At 70.5% G+C, this 25,588-nt stretch carries 18 protein-coding genes and 2 pseudogenes; 13 read left to right on the plus strand and 7 right to left on the minus strand.

Features of this window, described 5'->3' with window-relative positions:
* Position 1: 1 nt before the first annotated feature.
* Together OG975_RS17265 and iolC are read right to left on the minus strand one after the other, a co-directional pair.
* The gene (locus OG975_RS17265) at positions 2-982 is read right to left on the minus strand and encodes a deoxyribose-phosphate aldolase (protein WP_406330149.1); all 981 of its coding nucleotides are present in this window, start codon (positions 980-982) and stop codon (positions 2-4) included.
* On the minus strand, positions 979-1,947 hold the full coding sequence (gene iolC, locus OG975_RS17270) for a 5-dehydro-2-deoxygluconokinase (protein ID WP_406330150.1): 969 nt from the start codon (positions 1,945-1,947) through the stop codon (positions 979-981). The genes OG975_RS17265 and iolC overlap by 4 nt, the downstream gene beginning before the upstream one ends.
* Before the next feature lie 123 nt (positions 1,948-2,070).
* Here iolC and OG975_RS17275 point away from each other — a divergent pair, with 123 nt between their 5' ends.
* The 4 genes from OG975_RS17275 (at position 2,071) to OG975_RS17290 (ending at position 5,483) form a co-directional block, all read left to right on the plus strand.
* On the plus strand, positions 2,071-3,012 hold the full coding sequence (locus OG975_RS17275) for a sugar phosphate isomerase/epimerase family protein (protein WP_406330151.1): 942 nt from the start codon (positions 2,071-2,073) through the stop codon (positions 3,010-3,012).
* Between the two features lie 168 nt (positions 3,013-3,180).
* Entirely contained in the window at positions 3,181-4,188 is a 1,008-nt protein-coding gene (locus OG975_RS17280; RefSeq protein ID WP_406330153.1) for a helix-turn-helix domain-containing protein, read from the plus strand.
* Positions 4,189-4,570: 382 nt separating this feature from the next.
* Complete coding sequence (locus OG975_RS17285) at positions 4,571-4,771, plus strand: MerR family transcriptional regulator (protein WP_330304720.1); 201 nt, start codon at positions 4,571-4,573, stop codon at positions 4,769-4,771.
* A gap of 127 nt (positions 4,772-4,898) precedes the next feature.
* A complete protein-coding gene (locus OG975_RS17290) occupies positions 4,899-5,483 on the plus strand; it encodes a GNAT family N-acetyltransferase (RefSeq protein WP_406330154.1) in 585 nt (194 codons plus the stop codon).
* Here the strand turns inward: OG975_RS17290 and OG975_RS17295 are convergent.
* The 3 genes and pseudogenes from OG975_RS17295 to OG975_RS17305 all read right to left on the minus strand — a co-directional run bounded on the left by OG975_RS17295 (position 5,464) and on the right by OG975_RS17305 (position 10,528).
* Positions 5,464-6,506 (minus strand): annotated as a pseudogene (locus tag OG975_RS17295) (zinc-dependent alcohol dehydrogenase family protein). The gene OG975_RS17290 and the pseudogene OG975_RS17295 overlap by 20 nt on opposite strands.
* A gap of 72 nt (positions 6,507-6,578) precedes the next feature.
* A pseudogene (locus tag OG975_RS17300) lies at positions 6,579-7,840 on the minus strand (RNA-guided endonuclease InsQ/TnpB family protein).
* Positions 7,841-8,110: 270 nt separating this feature from the next.
* Positions 8,111-10,528: an MMPL family transporter gene (locus OG975_RS17305; protein WP_406330155.1), complete on the minus strand. Its 2,418-nt coding sequence runs from the start codon at positions 10,526-10,528 to the stop codon at positions 8,111-8,113.
* A gap of 167 nt (positions 10,529-10,695) precedes the next feature.
* Between OG975_RS17305 and OG975_RS17310 the strand changes: the two genes are divergently transcribed.
* The 4 genes from OG975_RS17310 (at position 10,696) to OG975_RS17325 (ending at position 15,087) form a co-directional block, all read left to right on the plus strand.
* Positions 10,696-11,403, plus strand: a complete 708-nt coding sequence (locus OG975_RS17310; RefSeq protein WP_406330157.1) for a TetR family transcriptional regulator — start codon at positions 10,696-10,698, stop codon at positions 11,401-11,403.
* A 96-nt stretch (positions 11,404-11,499) separates the two neighbouring features.
* The gene (locus OG975_RS17315; protein WP_406330158.1) at positions 11,500-12,450 is read left to right on the plus strand and encodes a PrsW family intramembrane metalloprotease; all 951 of its coding nucleotides are present in this window, start codon (positions 11,500-11,502) and stop codon (positions 12,448-12,450) included.
* Between the two features lie 51 nt (positions 12,451-12,501).
* A complete protein-coding gene (locus OG975_RS17320; protein WP_406330159.1) occupies positions 12,502-12,741 on the plus strand; it encodes a heavy-metal-associated domain-containing protein in 240 nt (79 codons plus the stop codon).
* A 96-nt stretch (positions 12,742-12,837) separates the two neighbouring features.
* A complete protein-coding gene (locus OG975_RS17325; protein WP_406330160.1) occupies positions 12,838-15,087 on the plus strand; it encodes a heavy metal translocating P-type ATPase in 2,250 nt (749 codons plus the stop codon).
* A gap of 539 nt (positions 15,088-15,626) precedes the next feature.
* On the opposite strand, the gene OG975_RS17330 is transcribed toward OG975_RS17325, so the two are convergent.
* Both OG975_RS17330 and OG975_RS17335 read right to left on the minus strand, forming a co-directional pair.
* Positions 15,627-16,916, minus strand: a complete 1,290-nt coding sequence (locus tag OG975_RS17330) for a citrate synthase (protein WP_406330161.1) — start codon at positions 16,914-16,916, stop codon at positions 15,627-15,629.
* Positions 16,917-17,146: 230 nt separating this feature from the next.
* Positions 17,147-19,393, minus strand: a complete 2,247-nt coding sequence (locus OG975_RS17335; RefSeq protein WP_406330163.1) for an ATP-dependent RecD-like DNA helicase — start codon at positions 19,391-19,393, stop codon at positions 17,147-17,149.
* A gap of 142 nt (positions 19,394-19,535) precedes the next feature.
* Here OG975_RS17335 and OG975_RS17340 point away from each other — a divergent pair, with 142 nt between their 5' ends.
* The 5 genes from OG975_RS17340 to rbsD all read left to right on the plus strand — a co-directional run bounded on the left by OG975_RS17340 (position 19,536) and on the right by rbsD (position 25,455).
* The gene (locus tag OG975_RS17340; RefSeq protein WP_406330164.1) at positions 19,536-20,570 is read left to right on the plus strand and encodes a LacI family DNA-binding transcriptional regulator; all 1,035 of its coding nucleotides are present in this window, start codon (positions 19,536-19,538) and stop codon (positions 20,568-20,570) included.
* Entirely contained in the window at positions 20,567-22,108 is a 1,542-nt protein-coding gene (locus tag OG975_RS17345; protein WP_406330165.1) for a sugar ABC transporter ATP-binding protein, read from the plus strand. Before OG975_RS17340 ends, OG975_RS17345 begins: the two co-directional genes overlap by 4 nt.
* The gene (locus tag OG975_RS17350; RefSeq protein WP_406330166.1) at positions 22,098-24,047 is read left to right on the plus strand and encodes a substrate-binding domain-containing protein; all 1,950 of its coding nucleotides are present in this window, start codon (positions 22,098-22,100) and stop codon (positions 24,045-24,047) included. The genes OG975_RS17345 and OG975_RS17350 overlap by 11 nt, the downstream gene beginning before the upstream one ends.
* A 119-nt stretch (positions 24,048-24,166) precedes the next feature.
* Positions 24,167-25,069, plus strand: a complete 903-nt coding sequence (locus OG975_RS17355; RefSeq protein WP_406330168.1) for a ribokinase — start codon at positions 24,167-24,169, stop codon at positions 25,067-25,069.
* Positions 25,066-25,455 carry a D-ribose pyranase gene (gene rbsD / locus OG975_RS17360; protein WP_406330169.1) on the plus strand — a complete coding sequence of 130 codons (390 nt, stop codon included), beginning with the start codon at positions 25,066-25,068 and terminating at the stop codon, positions 25,453-25,455. Before OG975_RS17355 ends, rbsD begins: the two co-directional genes overlap by 4 nt.
* The last annotated feature ends 133 nt before the right edge of the window (positions 25,456-25,588 follow it).

Below are 25,588 nucleotides of genomic sequence, written 5' to 3' on the forward strand. Positions count from 1 at the left end.
CTCACAGCAGTCCTACGGCGGTGTCCACGGCCCCGGCCACATCGCCGTCCGCCGGGTACAGCAGCGAACGGCCGACCACCAGCCCCTGCACGGTGGGGAGTTGGAGCGCGCCCCGCCACTTCTCGTACGCACCCTCCTGGTCCTCGCCGACCTCGCCGCCGAGGAGGACGGCGGGCAGCGTGGAGGTCTCCATGACACGGGCCATGTCGTCGGGGTTCTCGGTGACGGGCACCTTCAGCCAGGTGTACGCCGAACTGCCGCCCAGGCCGCTGGCGATGGCGATCGACTTGGTGACGGCCTCCGCGCTCAGGTCGTTGCGCAGGGTGCCGTCGTCGCGGCGGCGGCACAGGAACGGCTCGACGAAGACCGGGAGCCGGCGCTCCGCCATCTCGTCGATGACCCGGGCGGTGGACTCCAGGGTGCGCAGCGAGCCCGGGTCGTCGTAGTCGATGCGCAGCAGCAGCTTGCCCGCGTCGAAGCCGAGCCGCTCGATGTCGCGCGGGCGGTGCCCGGTGAACCGGTCGTCCAACTCGAAGGCGGCGCCCGCGAGTCCGCCCCGGTTCATGGAGCCGATGACCACCTTGCCGTCGAGCGCGCCGAGCAGCAGCAGGTCGTCGAGGATGTCGGCGGTGGCGAGCACGCCGTCGACGCCGGGACGGGACAGGGCCAGGCAGAGCCGCTCCAGGAGGTCGGCGCGGCCCGCCATGGCGAACGTACGGTCGCCGACGGCCAGCGCGCCCCGGGCCGGGTGGTCCGCGGCGACGATCATCAGCCGGCCCGAGTCGTTGACGAGGGGGCGACGGGGACGGCGGGCGGCGGCCTCGGCGATCGCCTCGGGGTGGTGGGTGCGGGTGCGGACGAGGTCGGCGATGTCCACCCTCGGATGCGGGGAGCGGAGTTTCTCGTACGTGGTCGGGGTGCCCTTCTCGGTGGAGGCGTCGCCCCCTTCGTGGCGCGCGCCCCCGACGTGGCCCGCCCTCACCGCACCGCTCCCGCCATGAGCGCGCTCTCGACCTCTTCGGGTGTCGGCATCGCGGAGGAGCACTCCAGGCGGGACGCGACGATGGCACCGGCGGCGTTCGCGTGCCGCATGATCCGCTCCAGGTCCCAGCCCGCGAGCAGGCCGTGGCACAGGGAGCCGCCGAACGCGTCACCGGCGCCGAGACCGTTGAGGACGGTCACCGGGAGGGGCGGGACCTCGGCCGTCGTGCCGTCGCGGTGCACGGCGAGGACACCCTTGGGGCCCTGCTTCACGACGGCGAGTTCGACACCGGCGTCGAGGAGGGCGCGGGCGGCGGCGTGCGGTTCGCGCTCACCGGTGGCGATCTCGACCTCGTCGACGTTGCCCACGGCGACGGTGGTGTGGCGCAGGGCCTCGGCGTAGAAGGCGCGGGCGGAGGCGGCCGGGTCCTGCCAAGCTGTGTCTTTCCAAAACATGGGCCGCCAGTCGAGGTCGAAGACCGTCGTACCGGACTTGGCGCGGTGGGCCAGTGCCGCGAGGGTGGCCGTGCGGCTGGGCTCCTCGCTCAGGCCCGTGCCCGTCATCCAGAAGACGCGGGCCTCGCGGATGGCGTCCAGGTCGAGGTCGTGCGCGTCGATCTCCAGGTCGGGGGCCTTGGGCTGCCGGTAGAAGTAGAGCGGGAAGTCGTCCGGCGGGAAGACCTCGCAGAACGTGACCGGGGTCGGCAGACCGGGGACCGGGGTGACCCAGCGGTCGTCGACGCCGAAGTCGCGCAGCGCCTCGTGGAGGTAGGTGCCGAAGGGGTCCGCACCCGTTCGGGTGATCACCGCCGTACGACGGCCGAGCCGGGCGGCGGCCACCGCGACATTGGTCGCCGAGCCACCGAGGAACTTCCCGAAGGACGTCACCTGCGCCAGCGGGACCCCCGTCTGCAACGGGTACAGATCCACACCGATCCGCCCCATGGTGATCAGGTCGTACGCCATCGACTTCCCTTCGCTACGGCTGTCCCCAGGTGTAGTCCCGCGCGGGGAGCCCTGTCAACGTTTTGTCCAGACATTCGGACGAGGCCTTGACACCTCTCCGGGGGTCGCCGGAAGCTGACGCCCATGACGTCGTTGTCACCACAGTCATCGCCGCAGTCGTCGCCTCCGTCCTCACTGTCCCGCATCCGGATCGGTTCGGCTCCCGACTCCTGGGGCGTCTGGTTCCCCGACGACCCCCAGCAGGTTCCCTGGCAGCGCTTCCTCGACGAGGTCTCCGCGTCGGGGTACGAGTGGATCGAGCTGGGCCCGTACGGCTATCTGCCCACCGATCCGGCCGTCCTCAGGGAGGAGACCGCGCGGCGCGGGCTCACCGTCTCGGCCGGCACGGTATTCACCGGGCTGCACCGGGGCCCGGACGTGTGGGAGTCCACCTGGGCGCATGTCTCGGACATCGCGGCGCTCACCCAGGCGATGGGCGCCGAGCACCTCGTCGTCATCCCGGCCTTCTGGCGGGACGACAAGACGGGCGAGGTGCTGGAGGACAGCACGCTGACGCCGGCGCAGTGGCGCCATCTGACCGCCCAGACCGAGCGGCTCGCCCATGAGGTGCGCGAGCGCTACGGACTGCGGATCGTCGTCCACCCGCACGCCGACACGCACATCGACAGCGAGGAGAACGTCACGCGTTTCCTCGACGCGACGGACTCCTCGCTCGTGTCGCTGTGCCTGGACACGGGCCACTACGCGTACTGCGGCGGCGACAACGTCAAGCTCATCGAGACCTATGGCGAGCGCATCGGCTATCTCCACCTCAAGCAGGTGGACCCGCTGATCCTGGCCGAGGTGCGGGCGAACGAGGTGCCGTTCGGGCCCGCCGTGGCCCGTGGCGTGATGTGCGAACCGCCGTCCGGGGTACCGGCCCTTGAGCCCGTCCTCGCCGCCGCTCAGCGGCTCGACGTCGACCTGTTCGCGATCGTGGAGCAGGACATGTACCCCTGCCCGCCGGACAAGCCGCTGCCGATCGCCCAGCGGACCCGGGCGTTCCTGAGGTCCTGCGGGGCCTGACCGCCGTGGCCGTGGAGGCCCGTCGGGAGCCCGGGGCTCGGCGGACCTTCCGGCTCTCCGGCTCTCCGGCTTTGAGGCCTTCCTGCCTGCCTTCCGGCCTTCCGGCCTCCCCCTGCCGCGTTGCACCATGGGGCTTCCCAGTGCGGACGGCGCGGGGCGGGAGGGCGGATGGCGACGGGAATCGTCTCGCGTGCGGGATACGGGCCGGGCGGCGCCTGGGAGACCGTGGTCGCGCTGCCCCATCCGCGGCTGCGGCCCGGGGTGATCAGCTACCGCGGGATCCGGCTCGCCCTCGACGGGCCGCGGCGCAGGCTGGAGGCGCCGATCGGCGCGGCGACACTGCTGCTGGGCTTCGGCCAGCCGCTGCGCATCTCGCGCGCGGGCCGGCCGCCCGCCACCCTGGTGTCGGTGTTCTCCGGACCGACCACCACCGCGGCCGTCGGCGAGCACGACGGACGGCTCGCGGGCATCGAGGTGCTGCTCGCGCCATGGGCGGCGTTCACGCTCTTCGGCACTCCGCAGTACGAACTCGCCGACCGGCCGGTCGATCCCGACGAGCTGCCGCATCTGCTGGGCGCCCGTTCCGGCCGTGACCGCTGGAGCAGCATCGGCGAACTCTCCGCCTCGCTGGCCGCGTTGCCCGGCTGGGCGGAGCGGTTCGAGCTGCTCGACGACGTGTTCGCGCGCTGGGCGGGGGCGGGGACGCCCAGTTCGGCGCGGGTGGTGCGGGCCTGGGGGCACCTCCAGCGGACCTGGGGCGCGATACCGGTGCCCCGGCTCGCCGACGAGGTCGGCTGGAGCGTACGGCAGTTGGAGAACCGCTTCCGGGAGCAGATCGGGCTCGGGCCGAAGGCGGCCGCCCGGGTGCTGCGGTTGCAGCGGGCGCGGCGGCTGCTCGCGGCGGGGCGGTCGCAGGCCGAGACGGCGGCGGCCTGCGGGTACTACGACCAGGCGCACCTCAGCGGGGAGTTCCGGGCGATGACCGGGTGCACTCCGCGCGAGTTCACGGCGGCGCGGGGGACCCCGTCGGTACCGCCGCCCGGCCCTCCGGGCCCCGACCGTATGGCGGGCGAGGCGACCAGCCTGGTGCTCTCCCCTGACCGGAATGCGATCGCCTCCGACCGGAGCGCGATCGACCGGAGTGCGATTTTTTCCAAGACCGGAAAGCGACGCTGAGGGCACGCTGTGTCTTCCGGCCACGAACCCGAGGGAATGCGGGGCACGGGGGATACGGGGAGCCGGTGGGCCGGGCCCGGCGCAGCGGGTCCGGCCCACCTCAGGCTGCCCACGCTCCCCGCCTACGCTCTCTGCCCACGCGACGCGCGGCCAGGGCGGTGCCACATGCCCGCCAATGCGTCACTCGTGTCACAAAAACCACCTTCCTGTCACACATGTCGCGTGTACGCGGGTCTTCGGTCACACCAGGTCAACAGGGGCTGCCCTGCGGTCACGCTATGTCGTTCACGGGGCACAGGGTTTGTGATCGCCAGCGCAGCGCTCGGCTCCCCCGACGGCCGCCCCCGGCCGCCGCCGCGGTGCGCGCAGGGAGGTGCCACTCATGACCGACCATCGGCTTTGGTCGTACAAGGAGATCGCGGCGCACATCAAGGTGCAGCCGGACACCGTGCGGTCGTACCGCAAGCACGGACTGCTCCCCCCGCCCGACCATGTGGAGCGCGGAAAGCCCTACTGGTACGCGGAGACCGTCCGGGCCTGGGTCGCCTCCCGCCCGGGAAACCGCGGCCGCAGATACGACTGACCCGCACCCCTCCCCGCCGGCCCGCCCCGCTGTGCCCCGCCGCCCGATGCGAGCGGGGCACAGTCTTTGTTCGTCTGCCCCCTTTATTCGTTTGCCCCCGGCCCGGACGCCTGCCGAAGATCCAGGGATGAGCTTCTCCGTGAAACCCGTCCTCACCGGCGACAGGACCGTGCTGCGGCCGTTCACCGAGGACGATGTCCCCGTGATGGCCGAGATCCTGGACGACCCCGAGGTCATCCGGCTCACCGGCAGCCCCACCGAGGCATTCGGCCTGGACCGGCTGCGCTCCTGGTACGGCACGCGCAATGACCAGGACGACCGGCTCGACCTGGGGGTGGTGGACCGGGCCACCGGTGAACTCGTCGGCGAGGTCGTCCTGAACGAGTGGGACCGGCACAACCACAACTGCTCGTTCCGCGTTCTGATCGGCCCCCGCGGCCGGGACCGCGGGCTCGGTACCGAGGCGACCCGGCTGATCGTCGGGCACGCCTTCGAGCAACTGGGCCTGCATCGCGTCTCGTTGTACGTCTTCGCCTTCAACCCCCGGGCCCGCCGCGCCTACGAGAAGGCCGGTTTCGTGGCCGAGGGCGTCGAGCGGCAGACCCTGTTGCACGAGGGCGAGTGGATCGACGCCGTACGGATGTCGGTCCTCGCCCATGAGTGGGCCGCCCACCGCGGGCACCCCGAGGCCGTCAGCTCCACGGCTCGATGACCGTCACCCCCGACCCCGGTGCCGTCCCCATCGCCGCCAGCGCGGACGGCACCGCGTCCAGCGCGATCGTGGACGTGACCAGGAGGTCGGGCCGCAGTGCGCCCGCGCGGACCAGTTCCAGCATTCCCGGGTAGGCGTGCGCCGCCATTCCGTGGCTGCCGATCAGTTCGAGTTCGAGGCCGATCACACGGGGCATCGGGACCGGGGTGGAACCCGTCGGCGAGGGCCCAGGCCGACCTGGACATGGCGGCCCCGGCGGCGCAGGCCGTTCACCGAGGCCGCGCAGGTGACGGGGGAACCGAGGGCGTCCAGCGACAAGTGCGCCCCTCCGCCCGTCAGTTCGCGTACCGCCTCCCCGGTGTCCTCGGTCCGGGACGCGTCCACGCACTCCGCCGCCCCGAACTTCCGTGCCAGCTCCAGCGCCTGCGGCGATACGTCGACCGCCACGACTCTCGCCCCCGACGCGGCCGCGATCATCACCGCCGACAGGCCCACGCCTCCGCAGCCGTGCACCGCGACCCACTCCCCCGCGGCCACCCGCCCCTGCGCGACCACCGCGCGGAACGCCGTGGCGAAGCGGCAGCCCAGCGAGGCCGCCGTCGCGAAGGACAGCTCGTCCGGCACCGCGATCAGGTTCACATCGGCGTGGTCGAGTGCCACGTACTGCGCGAAGGATCCCCAGTGGGTGAACCCCGGCTGGGTCTGCCGTTCGCACACCTGCTGATCGCCGGCCGCGCACGAGGGACAGCTTCCGCAGGCGCAGACGAACGGGACGGTGACCCGGTCGCCGGGGCGCCATCCGGTCACCCGGGCGCCCACCGCCTCGACGATCCCGGCGAGTTCGTGTCCGGGTACGTGCGGCAGCGTGATGTCCGGGTCGTGCCCCATCCAGCCGTGCCAGTCGCTCCGGCACAGCCCGGTGGCCTCGACCCGCACCACGACTCCGTGCTCCGCGGGCGTCGGGTCCGCCACCTCACGTACCTCGGCCGGCTCCTCGTACCGCTCGAACACCACTGCCCGCATCCGTCTCGCCCTCCACCCGGAGATCAGCTTCCGATTGAATCCTCTCCTCCCTGAAGGGAGGGGATTCCTGGCTCAGGCTGCCATCCGGGGCGGCGCCCCAGGTGGTCTTATGCCCTCAGCACCAGCCGGGTTGAGACCAGCCCGGACGAGCATTACGCGTGCGGAGTTCTTGTCGCGTGGGCTCACCGTTCCGCATGCGGTGCAGGTGTGGGTGCGCTCTCCCAGCGGCTGGGGGTCCCCCCACGCCCTTAAGGCAGTGGGGGAGCGTGCTTGGCTCTCGCTCCGCAGTGCGCGCAGTCCATCGTGGTGTGCGCGGGATGTACCAGGTGCACGCGGCGTGCGTGCTTGCGGCCCATCTCGATCAGGGCCTGTTTGGTGGCGCCGATGGCGGCGTCGGCGGCCTTCTTGGCCATGGTGGTCTTGGCAAGGAACTTCGGTTTGAAGTCCTCGACGGCCAGGGCATCGTGGTCGCGGACGACGGACTTGGCCCACTTGCGGGCCGTGTCCTGGCGCTGCAGAGCGACCTTCTGGTGCGCCTTGGCCCGAAGTTTCTTCGCTGTGCGGTAGCCCTTCGACCCGGCCTTCCCCTTCTTCGGTTTGCGGCGGGCCATCATCCGGTCGTACCGGGTCAGCTTCTCTTTGGCCTTCTGCCCGTGCCGGGCGTGTGCGAGGTCATGGGCGTCGCTGGTGGTGGTCGCGGTCTCCTTCACACCCCAGTCGATGCCGATCACGCGGCCGGTCTCGGGGAGCGGCTCCACCTCGGCGGGGACGACGAAGCTGGCGTACCAGTGCCCAAGGCTGTCCTGGTATACGCGCACCGATGACGGGTCGGCCGGAAGGTCTCGCGACCACACCACCGTCAAGGCGATGCCGCCCGCCAGGTGCAGCTTGCCGTCCTTGAGACGGAAGCCACGCCGGGTGTAGTTCAGCGTTGGCAACGTCTCGCGCTTCTTCTTCCACTGCGGCATCCCCGCCCGGCGGTGCTGCGGAACCCGGTCACAGATGTCCTTCTGCGCCTTCGCCTTCGACTTGCCGAAATCCCGGATGAGCTGCTGCTGCGGAACACTGGAGCCCTCACGCACCCACGGCGTGCGCGCACGGGCGTCGGTCAGCATCTTGTCGAGCTGCGCCGGGCCGCAGGTGCGCTTGTCGGTGCCCTCGGGACGGTTCTTGTTCCAGGCATGCACCTGCTTCGACTTGGCCACGCACTCGTTCCACACCCAGCGGCACCGGTCCCACTCCGCCGCCAGCAGCCTGTGGGCGGTGGACGGCACACGAAGCCGGAAGGTGTACCGGGCGTGCCCCGCTCCGTCGGCCCCTGCTACTTCCGCCACACCCTCACCCCCCGTCCAAGTTCCGGCCGCCCAAGCCCTGCCGGACGACCATACGTGCGAGATCCGTACATCCGCGCCCCACTCCCGCCGCGATCACCCCCACCGGTGAACACAGGCACACGCGTTCGCCTACACCCGGCTCCGCCGGGCAAGCCGCAGCGGCGCTCCGCGCCCGGGAAGCAGGATGCGGCGACGCTCCGCGTCGCTGTCACTGGATGCGATTCCTCCCCGGCGTGAACCGGGGCCTCCTCGCAAGGGACCAGGTGAACGCTAGCCGCGCGCCTCTACCTTGTCCCGGTCCCGATCGCCCTTCTCCTTGCCCCGAGCGCCTTCCTCCTTGCCCCGAGAGCCCCGCTCACCTTCTTCTTCCGATCCTTCATCCAAGTCTCCTTCCGATCCTTCTTCCGAGTCCGAGGCGGCAGCCGCCGGCCCCTCCCCCTCGCTGAGCCCGAACCGGTCGTGGAATCGGCGCAGCGGGCCCGGTGCCCACCAGGTGGCGCGGCCCGTGAGGCGCATGACCGCCGGGACCAGCAGGCTGCGGACGACCATCGCGTCCATCAGCACGGCGAGCGCGATGCCCAGGCCGAGCATCTTGGTGTTGGTCACGCGCGAGGTGCCGATCGCGACCATGACCACCGCGAGGATGACCGCGGCCGCGGTGATCAGCCCCCCGGTGCGCTGGAGGCCGAAGCGGACCGCCTCCCGGTGGTCCCCGGTGTGGTCGTACTCCTCCTTGATCCGGGAGAGGAGGAAGACGCCGTAGTCCATGGAGAGGCCGAACGCGACGCAGAACATCAGGACCGGGAGGGTCGTCTCGATCGAGCCCGGGCTGGTGAAGCTGAGCAGGCCGGAGAGATGGCCGTCCTGGAAGACCCAGACCACTGCGCCGAACATCGCCGTCAGACTGAGCGCGTTGAGCAGGACCGCCTGGATCGGGATCAGCACACTGCCGGTCAGCAGGAACACCAGGAGCAGAGTGACGACCGCGATGAAGGCCGCCGCCCAGGGGAGCCGGTCGGCTATCGCGTGCTTGGAGTCGACCAGGACGGCTGCCGTGCCGGTCACCGATGTGTCGAACGGGGCGTCCGTCGCGCGGAGTTCGCCCACCAGGTGCTGGGCCCGTTCGTCGACGGCCTCGCCCTTCGGCAGGACCGTGAAGTACGCCGAGTCGCCCTTCACCAGCGGCCCGTCCACCCGCAGCACCTCGGGCAGCGTGGCGATCCGGTCCTTGTACCGCGCGTACTGGGTCGCGGTCGCCCGCCCCTCGGCGAGCACCTCCAGGCCGCCGCCGGGGCTGCCCGGGAAGCCGTCCCGTATGTGCTGCTGCACCACATGGGACTCGGCGCCGGAGGGCAGCTGACGGTCGTCCGCGGTGCCGAACTTGACGCCGAGGAAGGGCAGTCCGAGGACGATCAGGCCGACCGTGGTGGCCACCGCGAAGAGCGGTGCCCTGCGCATGACGAGGTCGGCCATGCGTCCCCAGAGGCCCCCTTCGCCGGCCGCCCCCGCCTCGCCGTCACCGGTCGTGCGCGGCTTGCCGCGCCTGAACAGGCGCCGCAGATCGAGGGAGTTCACCCGGTTCCCGAGCAGCACCAGTGCTGCCGGGAGCAGGATCAGGGCGGCGGCCGCGGCCAGCAGCACCACGGCGATGCCCGCGTACGCGAAGGAGCGCAGGAAGTACTGCGGGAAGAGCAGCATCGCGGCCAGTGACACGGCGACCGTGAGGGAGGAGAAGAGGACCGTGCGCCCGGCGGTGCGCAGGGTGGTTCCGACGGCGGTCAACGGCTCGGCGCCCGTGGCGAGTTCCTCGCGGAATCTGCGGACGATGAACAGGGCGTAGTCGATGGCGAGGCCGAGCCCCAGGGCCGTGGTGAGGTTCATCGCGAAGACCGAGACGTCGGTGAACTCGGTGAGGCCGCGCAGCACCGCGTTCGTGCCCAGGATCGCGATGATGCCCACCCCGAGCGGCAGCAGGGCCGCGACCGCGCTGCCGAAGACCATCACCAGCAGGACGAGGGTCACCGGCAGGGCGATCATCTCGGCCCTGGTCAGGTCCTCGCGGATGGTGTTCTGCATCTCGTGCCGCACGGCGACGGGGCCGCCGACCTTGACCTGGACCGATCCGTGCGTGCCCCGGTAGGAGGGCGCGAGGCGGTCCAGGGTGTCACTGGCGGTCTTCTCGTCGCCCGTGATCCGCGCGGCGATCAGCGCCTCGTGCCCGTCCTTCGCCTTCAGTGCCGGTGAGCCGGACTGCCAGTACGAACCGACGCCGGTGACGCCCCGCTCGGTGGCGAGCCGCGCCGTGAGCCGGTTCGCCTCGGCGGCGACCGACGGATCGTCGACCGAGGCGCTCCCGGAGTCGAGGAGGAGCAGCAGATTGGGCTGTGAGGCGGGGAACTCCCGCTCCAGGGCCTTGGTCGCGTACGTGGACTCGGCGTCCGGGGCCTCCCAGCCGCCGCTGCCCAGCCGGTCGGCGACCCCGCTGCCGGCGACCACGGCGAGCGCGGTGAGCAGCAGCGCGACGAGCAGGGAAAGCCGTGGCCTCGCGGTGACGAAACGGGTCCAGCCGCCCACACGCGGGCCGCTCACCGACGGTTCATCCACCTGCGGCCCGGCGCCCGAACCGCTCGCGCGACCCTCGCCCCCACCCCGGCCAGGGCTGTCGCCTGCGCTGCTGTCTTCGGTCATCGTGCGGTGTCCCCTTCACCGTGACCCTGCGTCCCGTCCGTCCGTTCAGGCAGCATGGGTCGACTATTGCCATAGAATTGGCAAACACGAGAGATCGCTCGCGTTTCACCAGAATGCGAGCGAGCACTCGCGTTTGTCAATCTCGTTCGGAAAGCTGGGGACAACTCGTGCCGGAGACGCCCGAGAAGCAGCAGACCGCCGACGAACGGCCCGTCCGCCGGCAGGCCCGCGGCGAGCGCCGTATCGCCCAACTGCTGGAGGCCGCCGCCTCCGTCTTCTGCGCGACCGGCTACACCTCCGCGAGCACCAACGCCATCGCCCGCGAGGCAGGCGTCTCGCCGGGCACGCTGTACCAGTTCTTCCCGAACAAGGAGGCCATCGCGATCGAGCTGGGCGACCGGCTCATGCACGAGATGCGCGCGACGTACGGCGAGGCACTCGCGCCGGTCGACCCCGCGACCCCGCTGGAGGAGGCCGTCGGCGCCGCAGTCGACCGCTTCGTCGCCTTCAACTGCGACCACCCCGTTTTCTTCGCGCTGATGCACGGTCCGGACATCCCGGGCCGGATCACCGAGGAACACGACGCCCTGCACGCGACCCTGATCGCCCGGATCGAGGTGCTGCTCTCCTCCTTCCTGCCCGACGCGCCGGCCGCCGACATCACCCGCACCTCGCATGTCTGTCTGGGCGTGTACAAGGCGGGCCTGGAGCTGGTCCTCGCCCATGAAGGAGCCGAGCGCGAGGCGTACGTCCGGGAGCTGAAGAACGTGCTGTTCCGCTACCTGGAGCCGCTGGTCAACGGCCGGTCGGTCACCCCTGCGGACGTCACCGCGCCTCCGGCCCCCACGGACGTCACCAGGACTCCGAGCTCCTGACCGACATGATCAGAATGGGTGCCCTGGACTGCGACATAGGGGGTATCCCCCATAAGGTGCGGACATATTGACCTGTCCGAGCCCGAGGGATGAGCCGTGACCCAGAATCAGCCGCCCGGTGCACCCCGGGCCCGCATTCCCGGACCCCAGCAGCCCCCGCACTCGTACCCCCAGATCCGAGCCGGACTGTGGAAGCGCTGCCTGGGCATCGGGCTCGCGCTCTGGGCGCTGACCGCGCTCGTCACGTACGCGACGAAGAACACCACGCTGCTGCCGACCCTGATCCTGCTCGGCAGCTTCCTGGTCCCGGTCGTCTTCGTGCTCTGGGCGTACGAGCGGCACGGCCGCGATCTGGGAGTGAACCTGATCCTCGGCTGCTTCCTGACCGGCGGCACGCTCGGTGTGCTCGGCGCGTCGGTGATGGAGGACTACCTGCTCCACCCGTCGCTGGGGATGTACGTCGGCGTCGGGCTGATCGAGGAGGCGGTGAAGCTCGCCGCGCTGATGTTCGTGCTGCGCCGGCAGCCCCGTATCCGCGGACTGCGGGCCGGTCTTGTGCTCGGCGCGACCGTCGGGTTCGGCTTCGCGGCCCTGGAGAGCGCGGGGTACGCGTTCAACGCCGCCGTGTCGCTCAAGGGGGTCGACCTGCGCGCGCTCCTGGAGACCGAGATCCTGCGCGGGGTGCTCGCCCCCTTCGGGCACGGCCTGTGGACCGCGATCGCGGGTGCGGTGCTGCTGGCGTACCGCCGCCCGAACGGGCGCTTCGAGTTCCCCTCCCCGGTGCTCGGCACCTGCCTCGGCGTCTCCCTGCTGCACGCCTTCTGGGACTCGACGCACGGCATCGCGCTCTGGCTGGTGGCGCGGCTGACCAGTACGGGGCTCGACAGGACGCTCTTCGGGCAGGGCTATATGCCGCGACCCACCGACGAGCAGGAACATCTCTTCACGCTGTTCTCGGTCGGCGGCCTGGTCCTCGTCTCGCTCGCCGGGATCGCCTGGGTGCGCTCGCTGGCGCGCCGTGACCCTACTTGGAGAAATACCCCCTAGGGGTATAGTCTGGGTCTCCCAAGCCCCACACGCCTCGATGAGGAGTACGCCATGAGCGCGCAGACCGACACCCCGGGTTCCGTCACGACCGTCTACCAGGTCAGCGGGATGAGCTGCGGGCACTGTGAAGGCTCCGTCTCCGGCGAGATCTCCGGCATCGCCGGCGTCACCTCGGTGAAGGCCGTGGCCTCCACCGGCGAGGTCACCGTCGTCTCCGCCGCACCGCTCGACGAGGACGCCGTGCGCGCCGCGGTCGACGAGGCGGGCTTCGAACTCGTCGACCAGGCCTGAGCAGTCAGCTCCTCAGCAGCATCTCCTCCGCACCGGGCCGTGCCGACCAGCTGATACTGGCTCCGCACGGCCCGGTCCTCTCCCTGGAGTACGGACGTGACCAGCACACTCGCTGACACACCCATAGGCACGACCTCGGAAGTCGAACTCACGATCGGCGGAATGACCTGCGCCTCCTGCGCGGCCCGCGTCGAGAAGAAGCTCAACCGCATGGACGGCGTCACCGCCACGGTCAACTACGCGACGGAGAAGGCGAAGGTCTCCTACCCCGTGGGGGTACAGGTCGCCGATCTGATCGCCACCGTGGTGAAGACGGGATACACGGCCGAGGAGCCCCCGCCGCCCGAGCCGGTCGTGGACGCGGCCGAGGACGTGGCCGAGGAGCGCGACCCGGAACTCGTCTCCCTGCGCGAACGCCTCACCGTCTCCGCCCTCCTCGCCCTCCCCGTCGTCCTGCTGTCGATGGTCCCGGCCCTCCAGTTCGACAACTGGCAGTGGCTCTCGCTGACGCTCGCCGCGCCCGTCGTCGTCTGGGGCGGACTGCCCTTCCACCGGGCGGCGTTCACCAACGCGCGGCACGGCGCGGCCACCATGGACACGCTGGTCTCGGTCGGCACGCTCGCCGCGTTCGGCTGGTCCCTGTGGGCGCTGTTCTTCGGGGACGCCGGGATGCCGGGCATGCGGCACGGCTTCGACCTCACCGTCTCGCGCACGGACGGGGCGTCGACGATCTATCTCGAAGTCGCCGCCGGTGTCGTCGCGTTCATCCTGCTCGGCCGCTATCTGGAGGCCCGCTCCAAGCGGCGCGCGGGGGCGGCGCTGCGGGCGCTGATGGAGCTGGGCGCGAAAGACGTGGCCGTGCTGCGCGACGGCCGTGAGGTCCGTGTCCCCGTTGCGCAGCTCGCGGTCGGCGACCGTTTCGTCGTACGTCCCGGCGAGAAGATCGCCACCGACGGGACGGTGGTGGAGGGGTACTCCGCCGTCGACGCCTCCATGCTGACGGGCGAGTCGGTGCCGGTGGACGTGACCGTCGGCGACGCGGTGACCGGCGCGACCGTGAACGCCGGGGGCCGGCTCGTCGTCGAGGCCGGCCGGGTCGGCGCCGACACCCAGCTCGCGCGGATGGCGCGGCTCGTCGAGGACGCGCAGAACGGCAAGGCGGAGGTGCAGCGGCTCGCCGACCGGATCTCCGGAATCTTCGTGCCGGTGGTGCTGCTGATCGCGCTCGGCACGTTCGGGGTCTGGCTCGCGGTCACGGGCGACACGGTCGCCGCCTTCACCGCGGCCGTCGCGGTACTGATCATCGCCTGCCCGTGCGCGCTGGGCCTGGCCACACCGACCGCCCTGATGGTCGGCACGGGACGCGGCGCCCAGCTCGGCATCCTCATCAAGGGGCCCGAGGTCCTGGAGTCCACGCGCCGCGTCGACACCGTCGTCCTGGACAAGACCGGGACGGTGACGACGGGACAAATGAAACTTCAAGAGGTGTACGTCGTCGACGGCGCCGCCGAGAAGGACGTCCTGCGGCTCGCCGGCGCCCTGGAACACGCCTCCGAGCATCCCATTGCCCAGGCCGTCGCGGCGGGCGCTCAGGAGCGCGCTGGGGCGTTTCCGGTGGTCGAGGACTTCGCGAACGTGCCGGGGCGTGGAGTGCGCGGGCGCGTGGACGGTCATGACGTCACGGTGGGCCGGTTCCTGGAGGTGCTCCCGGAGGAGCTGGCCCGCGCCAAGGCCGCGGCCGAGGCGGAGGGACGTACGGCCGTCGTGGTCGCCCGGGACGGCGTGGCACTCGGTGTCCTGACCGTCGCCGACGCGATCAAGGAGACCAGCGCGGAGGCCGTGCGCGCGCTGCGGGCTCTGGGGCTCACGCCGGTTCTGCTCACCGGCGACAACCGGGCGGTCGCGCAGGCAGTGGCGCGTGCCGTCGGCATCGACGCCGGGGAGGTGATCGCGGAGGTGCTGCCCGAGGACAAGGTCGACGTGATCAAGCGGCTGCGGGGCGAGGGGCGCACCGTCGCCATGGTCGGCGACGGGGTCAACGACGCGGCGGCGCTGGCCACCGCCGACCTGGGCCTGGCGATGGGTACGGGCACGGACGCGGCGATCGAGGCGAGCGATCTGACGCTGGTGCGCGGGGATCTGCGGGTGGCGGCGGACGCGATCCGGCTGTCGCGGCGAACCCTCTCCACGATCAAGGGAAACCTGGTCTGGGCCTTCGGCTACAACGTGGCGGCGCTGCCGCTGGCCGCGGCCGGCCTGCTGAACCCGATGATCGCGGGGGCCGCGATGGCCTTCTCGTCGGTGTTCGTGGTGACGAACAGCCTTCGGCTCAGGACATTCTCATGACGCCGGGGTAAGAGTCCCCCTAGAGTCCAACGACAGCCTCACATAAGCTCTTCACAAGGCTCGCGCATCTTCCTTACGCTTGGGCCCCGATTGTCGTATCGGGGCTCTTGCGTATCTTCAGGACATTTGCAAGAGACGCAGATCACAGTGATGTGAACGTAACCACCGAAGGGGTTCGTGAGTCTAAGTTGGCGGTGTCAGAAGCGTCTTGGGGGGCGTGACTGACATCTGGGGATGTCTTGGGGGACGTTCCCGGAAATTGCGTTGCCGGGGCACGTACACCGGGGAGCTTTGAGCGGCCCTCCCGTCGTGCGCGTCCCGGCAGACCGCACCGCAGGACAGCGAGTTTTGCTCGTTTAGCTCGCAGCATGTCGCAGCGATTCAGGCGCTGCTCACCGACGCCCGGCCGGATCCCGTGGGGGGAATCCGCACCGGGACAAGGAAAGCGCCCTGACTGCCAGCCCGTGGGGGGACTGGTAGCAGGGCGCTTTCCGTTTTTCTGCTTCTGTGCGGGGCTCAGCGAGCCCCTCGTACGAGGCTCAGCGACCCTCGACCGGGACGAAGTCGCGCTCGACGTAGCCCGTGTAGATCTGGCGCGGGCGGCCGATGCGGGAGCCGGGCTCCTTGATCATCTCGTGCCACTGGGCGATCCAGCCCGGGAGGCGGCCGAGGGCGAAGAGGACCGTGAACATCTCGGTCGGGAAGCCCATGGCGCGGTAGATCAGGCCCGTGTAGAAGTCCACGTTCGGGTAGAGGTTGCGCGAGACGAAGTAGTCGTCGGAGAGCGCGTGCTCCTCCAGCTTGAGCGCGATGTCCAGCAGCTCGTCGGACTTGCCGAGGGCCGAGAGGACGTCGTGCGCGGCGGCCTTGATGATCTTGGCGCGCGGGTCGAAGGACTTGTACACCCGGTGGCCGAAGCCCATCAGGCGGACGCCGTCCTCCTTGTTCTTCACCTTGCGGATGAAGGAGTCGACGTCGCCGCCGTTGGCCTGGATGCCTTCCAGCATCTCCAGGACGGACTGGTTGGCGCCACCGTGCAGCGGGCCCCACAGGGCGGAGATGCCGGCGGAGATCGAGGCGAACATGTTCGCCTGCGACGAGCCCACCAGACGCACGGTGGAGGTCGAACAGTTCTGCTCGTGGTCCGCGTGCAGAATCAGCAGCTTCTCGAGCGCGGCGACGACGACCGGGTCGAGGTCGTACTCCTGAGCGGGGACCGAGAAGGTCATGCGCAGGAAGTTCTCGACGTACCCGAGGTCGTTGCGCGGGTAGACGAAGGGGTGACCGATCGACTTCTTGTAGGCGTACGCCGCGATCGTCGGAAGCTTGGCGAGAAGGCGGATCGTCGAAAGGTGACGCTGCTTCTCGTCGAACGGGTTGTGGCTGTCCTGGTAGAACGTCGACAGGGCACTGACCACCGACGACAGCATCGCCATCGGGTGGGCGTCGCGCGGGAAGCCCTGGAAGAAGCGCTTGACGTCCTCGTGCAGCAGGGTGTGCTGCGTGATCTCGTTCCTGAAGGTGGAGAGCTCGTCCACGTTCGGCAGCTCGCCGTTGATCAGCAGAGAGGCCACCTCAAGGAAGGTGGAGCGCTCGGCCAGCTGCTCGATCGGGTAGCCGCGGTAGCGGAGGATGCCCTGCTCACCGTCGAGATAGGTGATCGCGGATTTATACGCGGCGGTGTTGCCGTACCCGCTGTCCAGAGTCACCAGCCCGGTCTGGGCGCGGAGCTTCCCGATGTCGAAGCCCTTGTCGCCGACGGTGCTGTCGATCACCGGGTAGGTGTACTCGCCGTCGCCGAACCGCAGTACTACAGAGTTGTCGCTCACGTCATCCCTCACCGACGTTGTGCCTCTTCTTCGAGGTGCCCTGACTGTCTCTACCATCCCCCATTTGGCCCTGGAGAGTGCACTCGGGGTCGACCATTGGGCCTATTGGCGGCACTCAGTGCCGCCAACCTGCTCATCCTGCCCCGTTCGTGGCGCATCTGGAAGTGCTCTGTGACCTTCGTGACTCATTTGATCGATCATTTTTTGTGATGCATCGCCGATGCGTCAGGTCATGAGCCCGAGAGGCGGAAGTCGAGTGCCGTGCAGCGCCGTCCGGCGGACACCGTGCGCACCGCCTGGCCTATCGCCTTGCGTGAACCCACGAGCACGACCAGCTTCTTGGCGCGGGTCACCGCCGTGTACAGCAGGTTCCGCTGAAGCATCATCCACGCTCCGGTGGTGACCGGGATCACCACGGCCGGGTACTCGCTGCCCTGGGAGCGGTGGATGGTCACGGCGTACGCGTGGGCCAGTTCGTCCAGTTCGTCGAATTCGTACGGAACCTCCTCGTCCTCGTCCGTCAGCACCGTCAAGCGCTGTTCGACCGGATCGAGCGAGGTGACAACGCCCACGGTGCCGTTGAAGACACCGTTCTTGCCCTTCTCGTAATTGTTGCGAATCTGGGTGACCTTGTCGCCGACACGGAAGACGCGGCCGCCGAATCGCTTCTCGGCGAGGTCCGGGCGGCCGGGCGTGATCGCCTGCTGGAGCAGGCCGTTGAGGTTGCCCGCGCCGGCGGGGCCCCGGTGCATCGGCGCGAGCACCTGTACGTCCCGGCGCGGGTCGAGCCCGAACTTGGCCGGAATCCGCCGGGCCGCCACATCCACCGTGAGCCGTCCCGCCTCCTCGGTGTCGTCCTCGACGAAAAGGAAGAAGTCCTTCATGCCGTCGGTGACGGGGTGCTGCCCGGAGTTGATCCGGTGCGCGTTCGTCACCACCCCGGACTGCTGGGCCTGGCGGAAGACCTGGGTCAGTCGGACGGAGGGGATGGGGCTGCCGTCCGCGAGCAGGTCCCGGAGCACCTCGCCGGCGCCCACGCTGGGGAGTTGGTCGACGTCTCCCACGAACAGCAGATGGGCGCCCGGAGCGACCGCCTTGACCAGCTTGTTGGCGAGCAGGAGGTCGAGCATGGAGGCCTCGTCCACGACCACCAGGTCGGCGTCCAGCGGCCGGTCCTTGTCGTACGCCGCGTCGCCGCCCGGCCTGAGCTCCAGGAGCCGGTGCACGGTGGAGGCCTCGGCGCCGGTCAGCTCGGCGAGGCGCTTGGCGGCGCGGCCCGTGGGGGCGGCCAGGACGACCTTGGCCCGCTTCGCGCGCGCCAGCTCCACGATCGAACGGACCGTGAACGACTTGCCGCAGCCGGGGCCTCCGGTCAGGACGGCGACCTTCTTGGTGAGCGCGAGCCGGACGGCTTCCTCCTGCCCGGGCGCCAACTCCGCGCCCGTACGCCCCTTCAGCCAGGTCAGTGCCTTGTCCCAGGCCACGTCGTGGAAGCCGGACATCCGGTCCTGGTCGGTGCGCAGGAGGCGCAGGAGCTGGGCGGAGAGGGAGAGTTCGGCGCGGTGGAAGGGGACCAGGTAGACGGCGGTCACCGGGTCGCCGCCGTCGGCGCTCGGCACCTTCTCGCGGACGACACCGGGTTCCTCGCCGTCCTCCCCCGGCGCCGCCAGCTCGGCCAGGCACTCGATGACCAGGCCGGTATCCACCTGGAGCAGCTTCACGGCGTCCGCGATCAGCCGCTCCTCGGGGAGGTAGCAGTGACCCTGGTCGGTGGACTGCGAAAGGGCGTACTGAAGGCCTGCCTTCACGCGCTCCGGGCTGTCGTGCGGGATGCCGACGGACTGGGCGATCTTGTCCGCGGTGAGGAAGCCGATGCCCCAGACGTCGGCCGCGAGGCGGTAGGGCTGGTTCTTGACGACGGAGATCGACGCGTCGCCGTACTTCTTGTAGATGCGGACCGCGATGGAGGTGGACACCTCGACGGTCTGGAGGAAGAGCATGACCTCCTTGATCGCCTTCTGCTCCTCCCAGGCGTCGGCGATCTTCTTGGTGCGCTTGGGGCCGAGGCCCGGCACCTCGATGAGCCGCTTCGGCTCCTCCTCGATGATCTGGAGGGTGTCGATGCCGAAGTGCTGGGTGATGCGGTCGGCGAAGACCGGGCCGATGCCCTTGACCAGGCCGGAGCCGAGATAGCGGCGGATGCCCTGGACGGTGGCGGGGAGCACCGTCGTGTAGTTCTCCACCGTGAACTGCTTGCCGTACTGCGGGTGGGAGCCCCAGCGGCCCTCCATGCGGAGCGACTCGCCGACCTGGGCGCCGAGGAGTGAGCCCACGACCGTGAGCAGGTCGGCGGCGCCTCTGCCGGTGTCTACCCGGGCGACCGTGTACCCGTTCTCCTCGTTGGCGTACGTGATGCGCTCCAGTACGCCCTCGACCACCGCCAGCTGTACCGGTCGGCTCCCCGCCTGATTGGACATGATCCGACGCTACCGCCCGCCTCCGACAGCGCGCGGACGCTGTGGACAACTTCATCACGATCCGGTGTCGAGGGCTTGTTAACAGCCGTGTAATCGATTCCAATCCTCCATGTAATCGATTCCACGAGGAGGTGGAGCGGCGATGGCGAGCATCAAGGACGTTGCCGCGGAGGCCGGCGTATCCGTCGCCACGGTCTCGCGCGTCCTGAACGATCATCCGTCGGTCAGCGAAGACGCACGCACCCGCGTGCTGGCCGCCGTACAGACCCTGGGCTACCGCCCGAACGCCGTCGCCCGCTCCCTGCGCACCGACCAGACCCGCACCCTCGGCCTGGTCATCAGCGACGTACTCAACCCGTACTTCACCGAGCTGGCCCGCTCCGTCGAGGAGGAGGCCCGCGCCCTCGGCTACAGCGTCATCATCGGCAACGCCGACGAGCGGCCCGACCTTCAGGACCACCACGTACGGACCCTGTTGGACCGGCGCATCGACGGCCTCCTCGTCTCCCCCACCGACGGCGGCTCCCCCGGGATGCTGGATGCCGCGCGCGAGGGGACGCCGATGGTCTTCGTGGACCGCTGGATCCCGGGCGTGGATGTGCCCGTCGTGCGGGCGGACGGGCGCGCGGCCGTCCGGGATCTCGTCGCCCATCTGCACGGTCTGGGGCATCGCAAGCTCGCGATCATCGCGGGCCCGGCGGCGACCACCACCGGCAGCGAGCGCGTCGAGGCCTTCCGGGAAGCCCTGGCCGAGTACGGGATTCCCCTCCCGGACGTCTACATAGGGCAGGGCGACTTCCAGGCCGAGAGCGGACGGCGGGTCACCGAGGGCTTCCTCGACCTGCCCGAGCCGCCCGAGGTCGTCTTCGCCGCCGACAACCTGATGGCGCTCGGCGCGCTGGACGCCATCCGCGCGCGCGGGCTGCGGGTCCCCGAGGACATCGCGCTCGCCGCCTTCGACGACATCCCGTGGTTCGTGCACACCGATCCGCCGATCACGGCGATCGCCCAGCCGACGGGCGAGCTGGGCAGGGCCGCCGTACGCGCCCTGATCGACCGCATCGAGGGGCGTCCCCCGCGGTCCGTCACCCTCCCCGCCCATCTCGTCGTACGCCGCTCGTGCGGCGAGCCGGCCCCCCTCCCGCACTCCCCCGTAACGAACAGGAGCAAGTCGTGAGCAACCAGGACGAGTTGCTGCGCATCGAAGGCATACGCAAGGCCTTCCCCGGCGTGGTCGCGCTCGACGGCGTCGACTTCGGTCTGCGCCGGGGCGAGGTGCATGTGCTGCTCGGTGAGAACGGCGCGGGCAAGAGCACCCTCATCAAGACGCTCTCCGGCGCCTACCGCCCCGACGCGGGGCGGATCCTGGTCGGCGGCGAGGAGGTGCGCATCCATGGCGCACAGGACTCCGAGCGCCTCGGGATCGCGACCATCTACCAGGAGTTCAATCTCGTCCCCGATCTGACGGTCGCCGAGAACATCTTCCTGGGCCGGCAGCCGCGCCGCTTCGGGATGATCGACCGCAAGACGATGGAGGCCGAGGCCGCCGAACTGCTCGAACGCGTCGGGGTGAACGTGTCCCCACGCGCGCGGGTGCGTGAACTCGGCATCGCACGCCTCCAGATGGTCGAGATCGCGAAGGCGCTGAGCCTGAACGCACGCGTCCTGATCATGGACGAGCCGACCGCGGTGCTCACCTCCGAAGAGGTCGAAAAACTCTTCACCATCGTGCGCCGGCTGCGCGAGGACGGTGTCGGCATCGTCTTCATCACGCACCACCTGGAGGAGATCGCCGCCCTGGGGGACCGCGTCACGGTCATCCGCGACGGCAAGAGCGTCGGGCAGGTCCCGGCCTCCACCTCCGAGGACGAACTCGTACGCCTCATGGTGGGCCGGTCCATCGAGCAGCAGTATCCGCGCGAGCGTGCCCACGGTGACGACGGCTCCGGGTCCGCGCTGCTGACCGTCGAGGGGCTGACCCGTGACGGGGTCTTCCACGACGTCAGCTTCGAGGTGCGGGCCGGTGAGGTCGTCGGCATCGCCGGGCTCGTGGGGGCCGGACGTACGGAGGTGGTCCGGGCCGTCTTCGGCGCCGACCCGTACGACAAGGGCGCCGTGAAGGTGGCCGGTGCCGAGCTGCGCCGCCATGACGTGAACGCCGCGATGGAGGCCGGCATCGGGCTCGTCCCCGAGGACCGCAAGGGCCAGGGGCTCGTGCTCGACGCGTCCGTCGAGGAGAACCTCGGCCTGGTCACCCTGCGGGCGGCGACCCGTGGCGGGCTCGTCGACCTCAAGGGCCAGCGGGAGTCCGCCGCGCGGATCGCCGAGCAGCTCGGCGTCCGGATGGCGGGCCTCGGCCAGCACGTCCGCACCCTGTCCGGCGGCAACCAGCAGAAGGTCGTCATCGGCAAGTGGCTGCTCGCCGACACCAAGGTGCTGATCCTCGACGAGCCGACCCGGGGCATCGACGTCGGCGCCAAGGTCGAGATCTACCAGCTCGTCAATGAACTGACGGCCGCCGGTGCCGCCGTCCTGATGATCTCCAGCGATCTGCCCGAGGTCCTCGGCATGAGCGACCGGGTGCTGGTGATGGCGCAGGGCCGGATCGCGGGCGAACTGTCCGCGGCCGAGGCCACCCAGGACTCCGTGATGGCACTCGCCGTCAGCACACCAACCCATGCAACTACCGCTGTGGAGGGCTCCCGTGGCCACTGACACGCTCACGAGAACGACGGGCGCGAGTGGCGCCTCGGCGGTCCGCCGCCTCCTGCTCGACAACGGGGCGCTCACCGCGCTCATCGCCCTCGTCATCGCGATGTCGGCACTGTCCGGCGACTTCCTGACGACGGACAACCTGCTCAACATCGGCGTCCAGGCGGCCGTCACCGCCATCCTCGCCTTCGGCGTCACCTTCGTGATCGTCTCGGCGGGCATCGACCTGTCGGTCGGCTCGGTCGCCGCGCTGTCGGCCACCGTCCTCGCCTGGATGGCGACTTCGGAGGGCGTCCCGGTCTGGATCGCGGTGATCCTCGCGGTCGCCACCGGCATAGCGTGCGGCCTGGTCAACGGTGTGCTGATCTCGTACGGGAAGCTGCCGCCGTTCATCGCGACCCTCGCCATGCTCTCGGTGGGCCGCGGTCTCTCCCTGGTCATCTCGCAGGGCAGCCCGATCGCCTTCCCCAGCTCGGTCTCGCACCTGGGTGACACGCTGGGCGGCTGGCTTCCGGTGCCGGTCCTCGTGATGGTCGTCATGGGCCTGATCACCGCCGTGATCCTGGGCCGTACGTACATCGGCCGCTCCATGTACGCGATCGGCGGCAACGAGGAGGCCGCGCGCCTCTCCGGCCTGCGGGTGAAGAAGCAGAAGCTCGCGATCTACGCCCTCTCCGGTCTCTTCGCGGCCGCCGCGGGCATCGTCCTCGCCTCCCGGCTCTCCTCCGCGCAGCCGCAGGCCGCGCAGGGCTACGAGCTCGACGCGATCGCCGCGGTCGTCATCGGCGGCGCCTCGCTGGCGGGCGGCACGGGCAAGGCGTCGGGGACGCTGATCGGCGCGCTGATCCTGGCGGTGCTGCGCAACGGGCTGAACCTCCTGTCCGTGTCGGCGTTCTGGCAGCAGGTCGTCATCGGTGTCGTGATCGCGCTGGCGGTGCTGCTCGACACGGTGCGGCGCAAGGCCGGGGCGGCTCCGGTGGCTGTCGGCACCTCAGGCGGCGGCAAGGGCAGGCAGGCGGCCACGTACGTGATCGCCGCCGTGGTCGCGACCGCGCTCGTGGGCGCGATGTCCTTCCTGCACACCGGCTCGTCCGCGGCGGCGACGCGGAAGCTGGGCCTGTCCCTCTCCACCCTGAACAACCCCTTCTTCGTACAGATCAAGGCGGGTGCGCAGGAGGAGGCGAAGAAGCTCGGTGCGGACCTGACCGTCACGGATGCGCAGAACGACGCCTCGCAGCAGGCCAACCAGCTCCAGAACTTCACCAGTTCGGGCGTCGACTCGATCATCGTCAACCCGGTGGACTCGGACGCGGCGGGCCCGTCGGTGCGCTCCGCGAACAAGGCCGACATCCCCGTCGTCGGCGTCGACCGGGGCGTGAACAAGGCGGACACGGCCGCGCTCGTCGCCTCCGACAACATCGCGGGCGGCAAGCTGGGCGCCAAGGCGATGGCCGAGAAGCTGGGCGGCAAGGGCAAGATCGTGATCCTCCAGGGTCTGGCCGGTACGTCCGCGAGCCGTGAGCGCGGCGCGGGCTTCGCCGAGGGGCTGAAGGCCTACCCCGGTATCGAGGTCGTCGCCCAACAGCCGGCCGACTTCGACCGCACCAAGGGCCTCGACGTCATGACGAACCTGCTCCAGGCCCACCCCGACATCCAGGGCGTCTTCGCCGAGAACGACGAGATGGCGCTCGGCGCGATCAAGGCGCTCGGCTCCAAGGCCGGCACGTCGGTCTCCGTCATCGGCTTCGACGGCACCCCCGACGGTCTGAAGGCGGTCAAGACGGGCACGCTGTACGCGTCCGTCGCCCAGCAGCCCAAGGAGCTCGGCCGGATCGCGGTGGAGAACGCGCTGAAGGCCGCCGAGGGCAAGACAGTCGAGAAGACGGTGATGGTGCCGGTGAAGGTGGTCACCAAGGAGAACGTGGCCGGGTTCGGCGGCTGACCCGGCCGACGGCCGGACACACACGCGGGCGGCCGGGCGGCCGGGCGGTCACACCGACCGCCCGGCCGCCTCGACCCACGTACGGGCCGCCTCAACTCACCTATACAGGGAGACAGTTCATGTACGACTACGACCTTCTGGTCGTGGGATCGGCCAACGCCGACCTGGTGATCGGGGTCGAGCGCAGGCCCGCGGCCGGCGAGACGGTGCTCGGCTCCGACCTCGCTGTCCACCCCGGCGGCAAGGGCGCCAACCAGGCGGTCGCCGCCGCCCGCCTCGGGGCCCGTACGGCCCTGCTGGCCCGGGTCGGCGACGACGCGCACGGCCGGCTGCTGCTCGACTCGCAGCGGGCGGCCGGCGTCGACACCGTGGGCGTGCTCGTCGGCGGGGCGCCCACCGGGGTCGCGCTGATCACGGTGGACCCGTCCGGGGACAACAGCATCGTGGTCTCGCCGGGGGCGAACGGCCGGCTCACGCCCGAGGACGTGCGGGCCGCCGGAAGCCTCTTCCAGGCCTCCCGGCTGGTCTCGGCACAGCTGGAGATCCCGCTGGAGACGGTCGTGGAGACCGTACGGAACCTCGCCGCCGACGGCCGCTTCGTACTGAACCCCTCGCCGCCGCGCCCGCTGCCGCGTGAGGTGCTCGCCGCCTGCGATCCGCTGATCGTCAACGAGCACGAGGCGCGAGTGATCGTCGGTACGGCTCTCGGGGACTCCCCCGAGGACTGGGCGACCGCCCTGCTGGCCCTCGGTCCGCGTTCGGTGGTCATCACGCTGGGCGCGGGCGGCGCGCTGGTGGCCGAGCGGGCGGGCGCGCGGGTCCGGGTGCCGTCGGTGCAGGTCGAGGCCGTGGACACAACGGGCGCGGGCGACGCCTTCACCGCCGCGCTGGCCTGGCGGCTGGGGCTCGGGGAGCCGCTCGCCGAGGCCGCCGGGTACGCGGCCCGGGTCGGCGCCGCCGCCGTGACGCGCCCCGGTGCGCAGGAGTCCTTCCCCACGGCCGAAGAGGTGGCCTCCCTGTGAGGAAGTCCGGAATCCTGAACCGTCATCTCGCGGGCGCGCTCGCCGAGCTGGGCCATGGGCACGAGGTCCTGGTGTGCGACGCGGGGATGCCGATACCGGTGGGCCCACGGGTGGTGGACCTGGCGTTCCGGGCCGGGGTGCCGTCGTTCGCGGAGGTGCTGGACGGGCTGCTGGACGAGCTGGTCATCGAGGGCGCCACCGCCGCGCACGAGGTCCGCGCGGCGAACCCGGCGGCGACGGCGCTGCTGGAGGCCCACTTCCCCGCGCTCGAACTGGTCCCGCACGAGAAGCTGAAGTCCCTGTCGGCGGGCGCCCGGCTCGTCGTACGCACCGGTGAGGCACAGCCGTACGCGAATGTGCTGCTGCGCTGCGGGGTGTTCTTCTAGCGCCCGGAGGCCGCCGGCCACCCCGCCAAAAAAACTTCGAGGGGCCCGATCCGTCGACCGGGCCCCTCGGCTTTCCCCTCCGTATCAGAACCCCCGCGATCCCCCCAGATCCCCCTCCAGAAGTCCTGATGCC

The organism is Streptomyces sp. NBC_00203, assembly GCF_045206325.1.
Classification (GTDB): domain Bacteria; phylum Actinomycetota; class Actinomycetes; order Streptomycetales; family Streptomycetaceae; genus Streptomyces; species Streptomyces lutosisoli.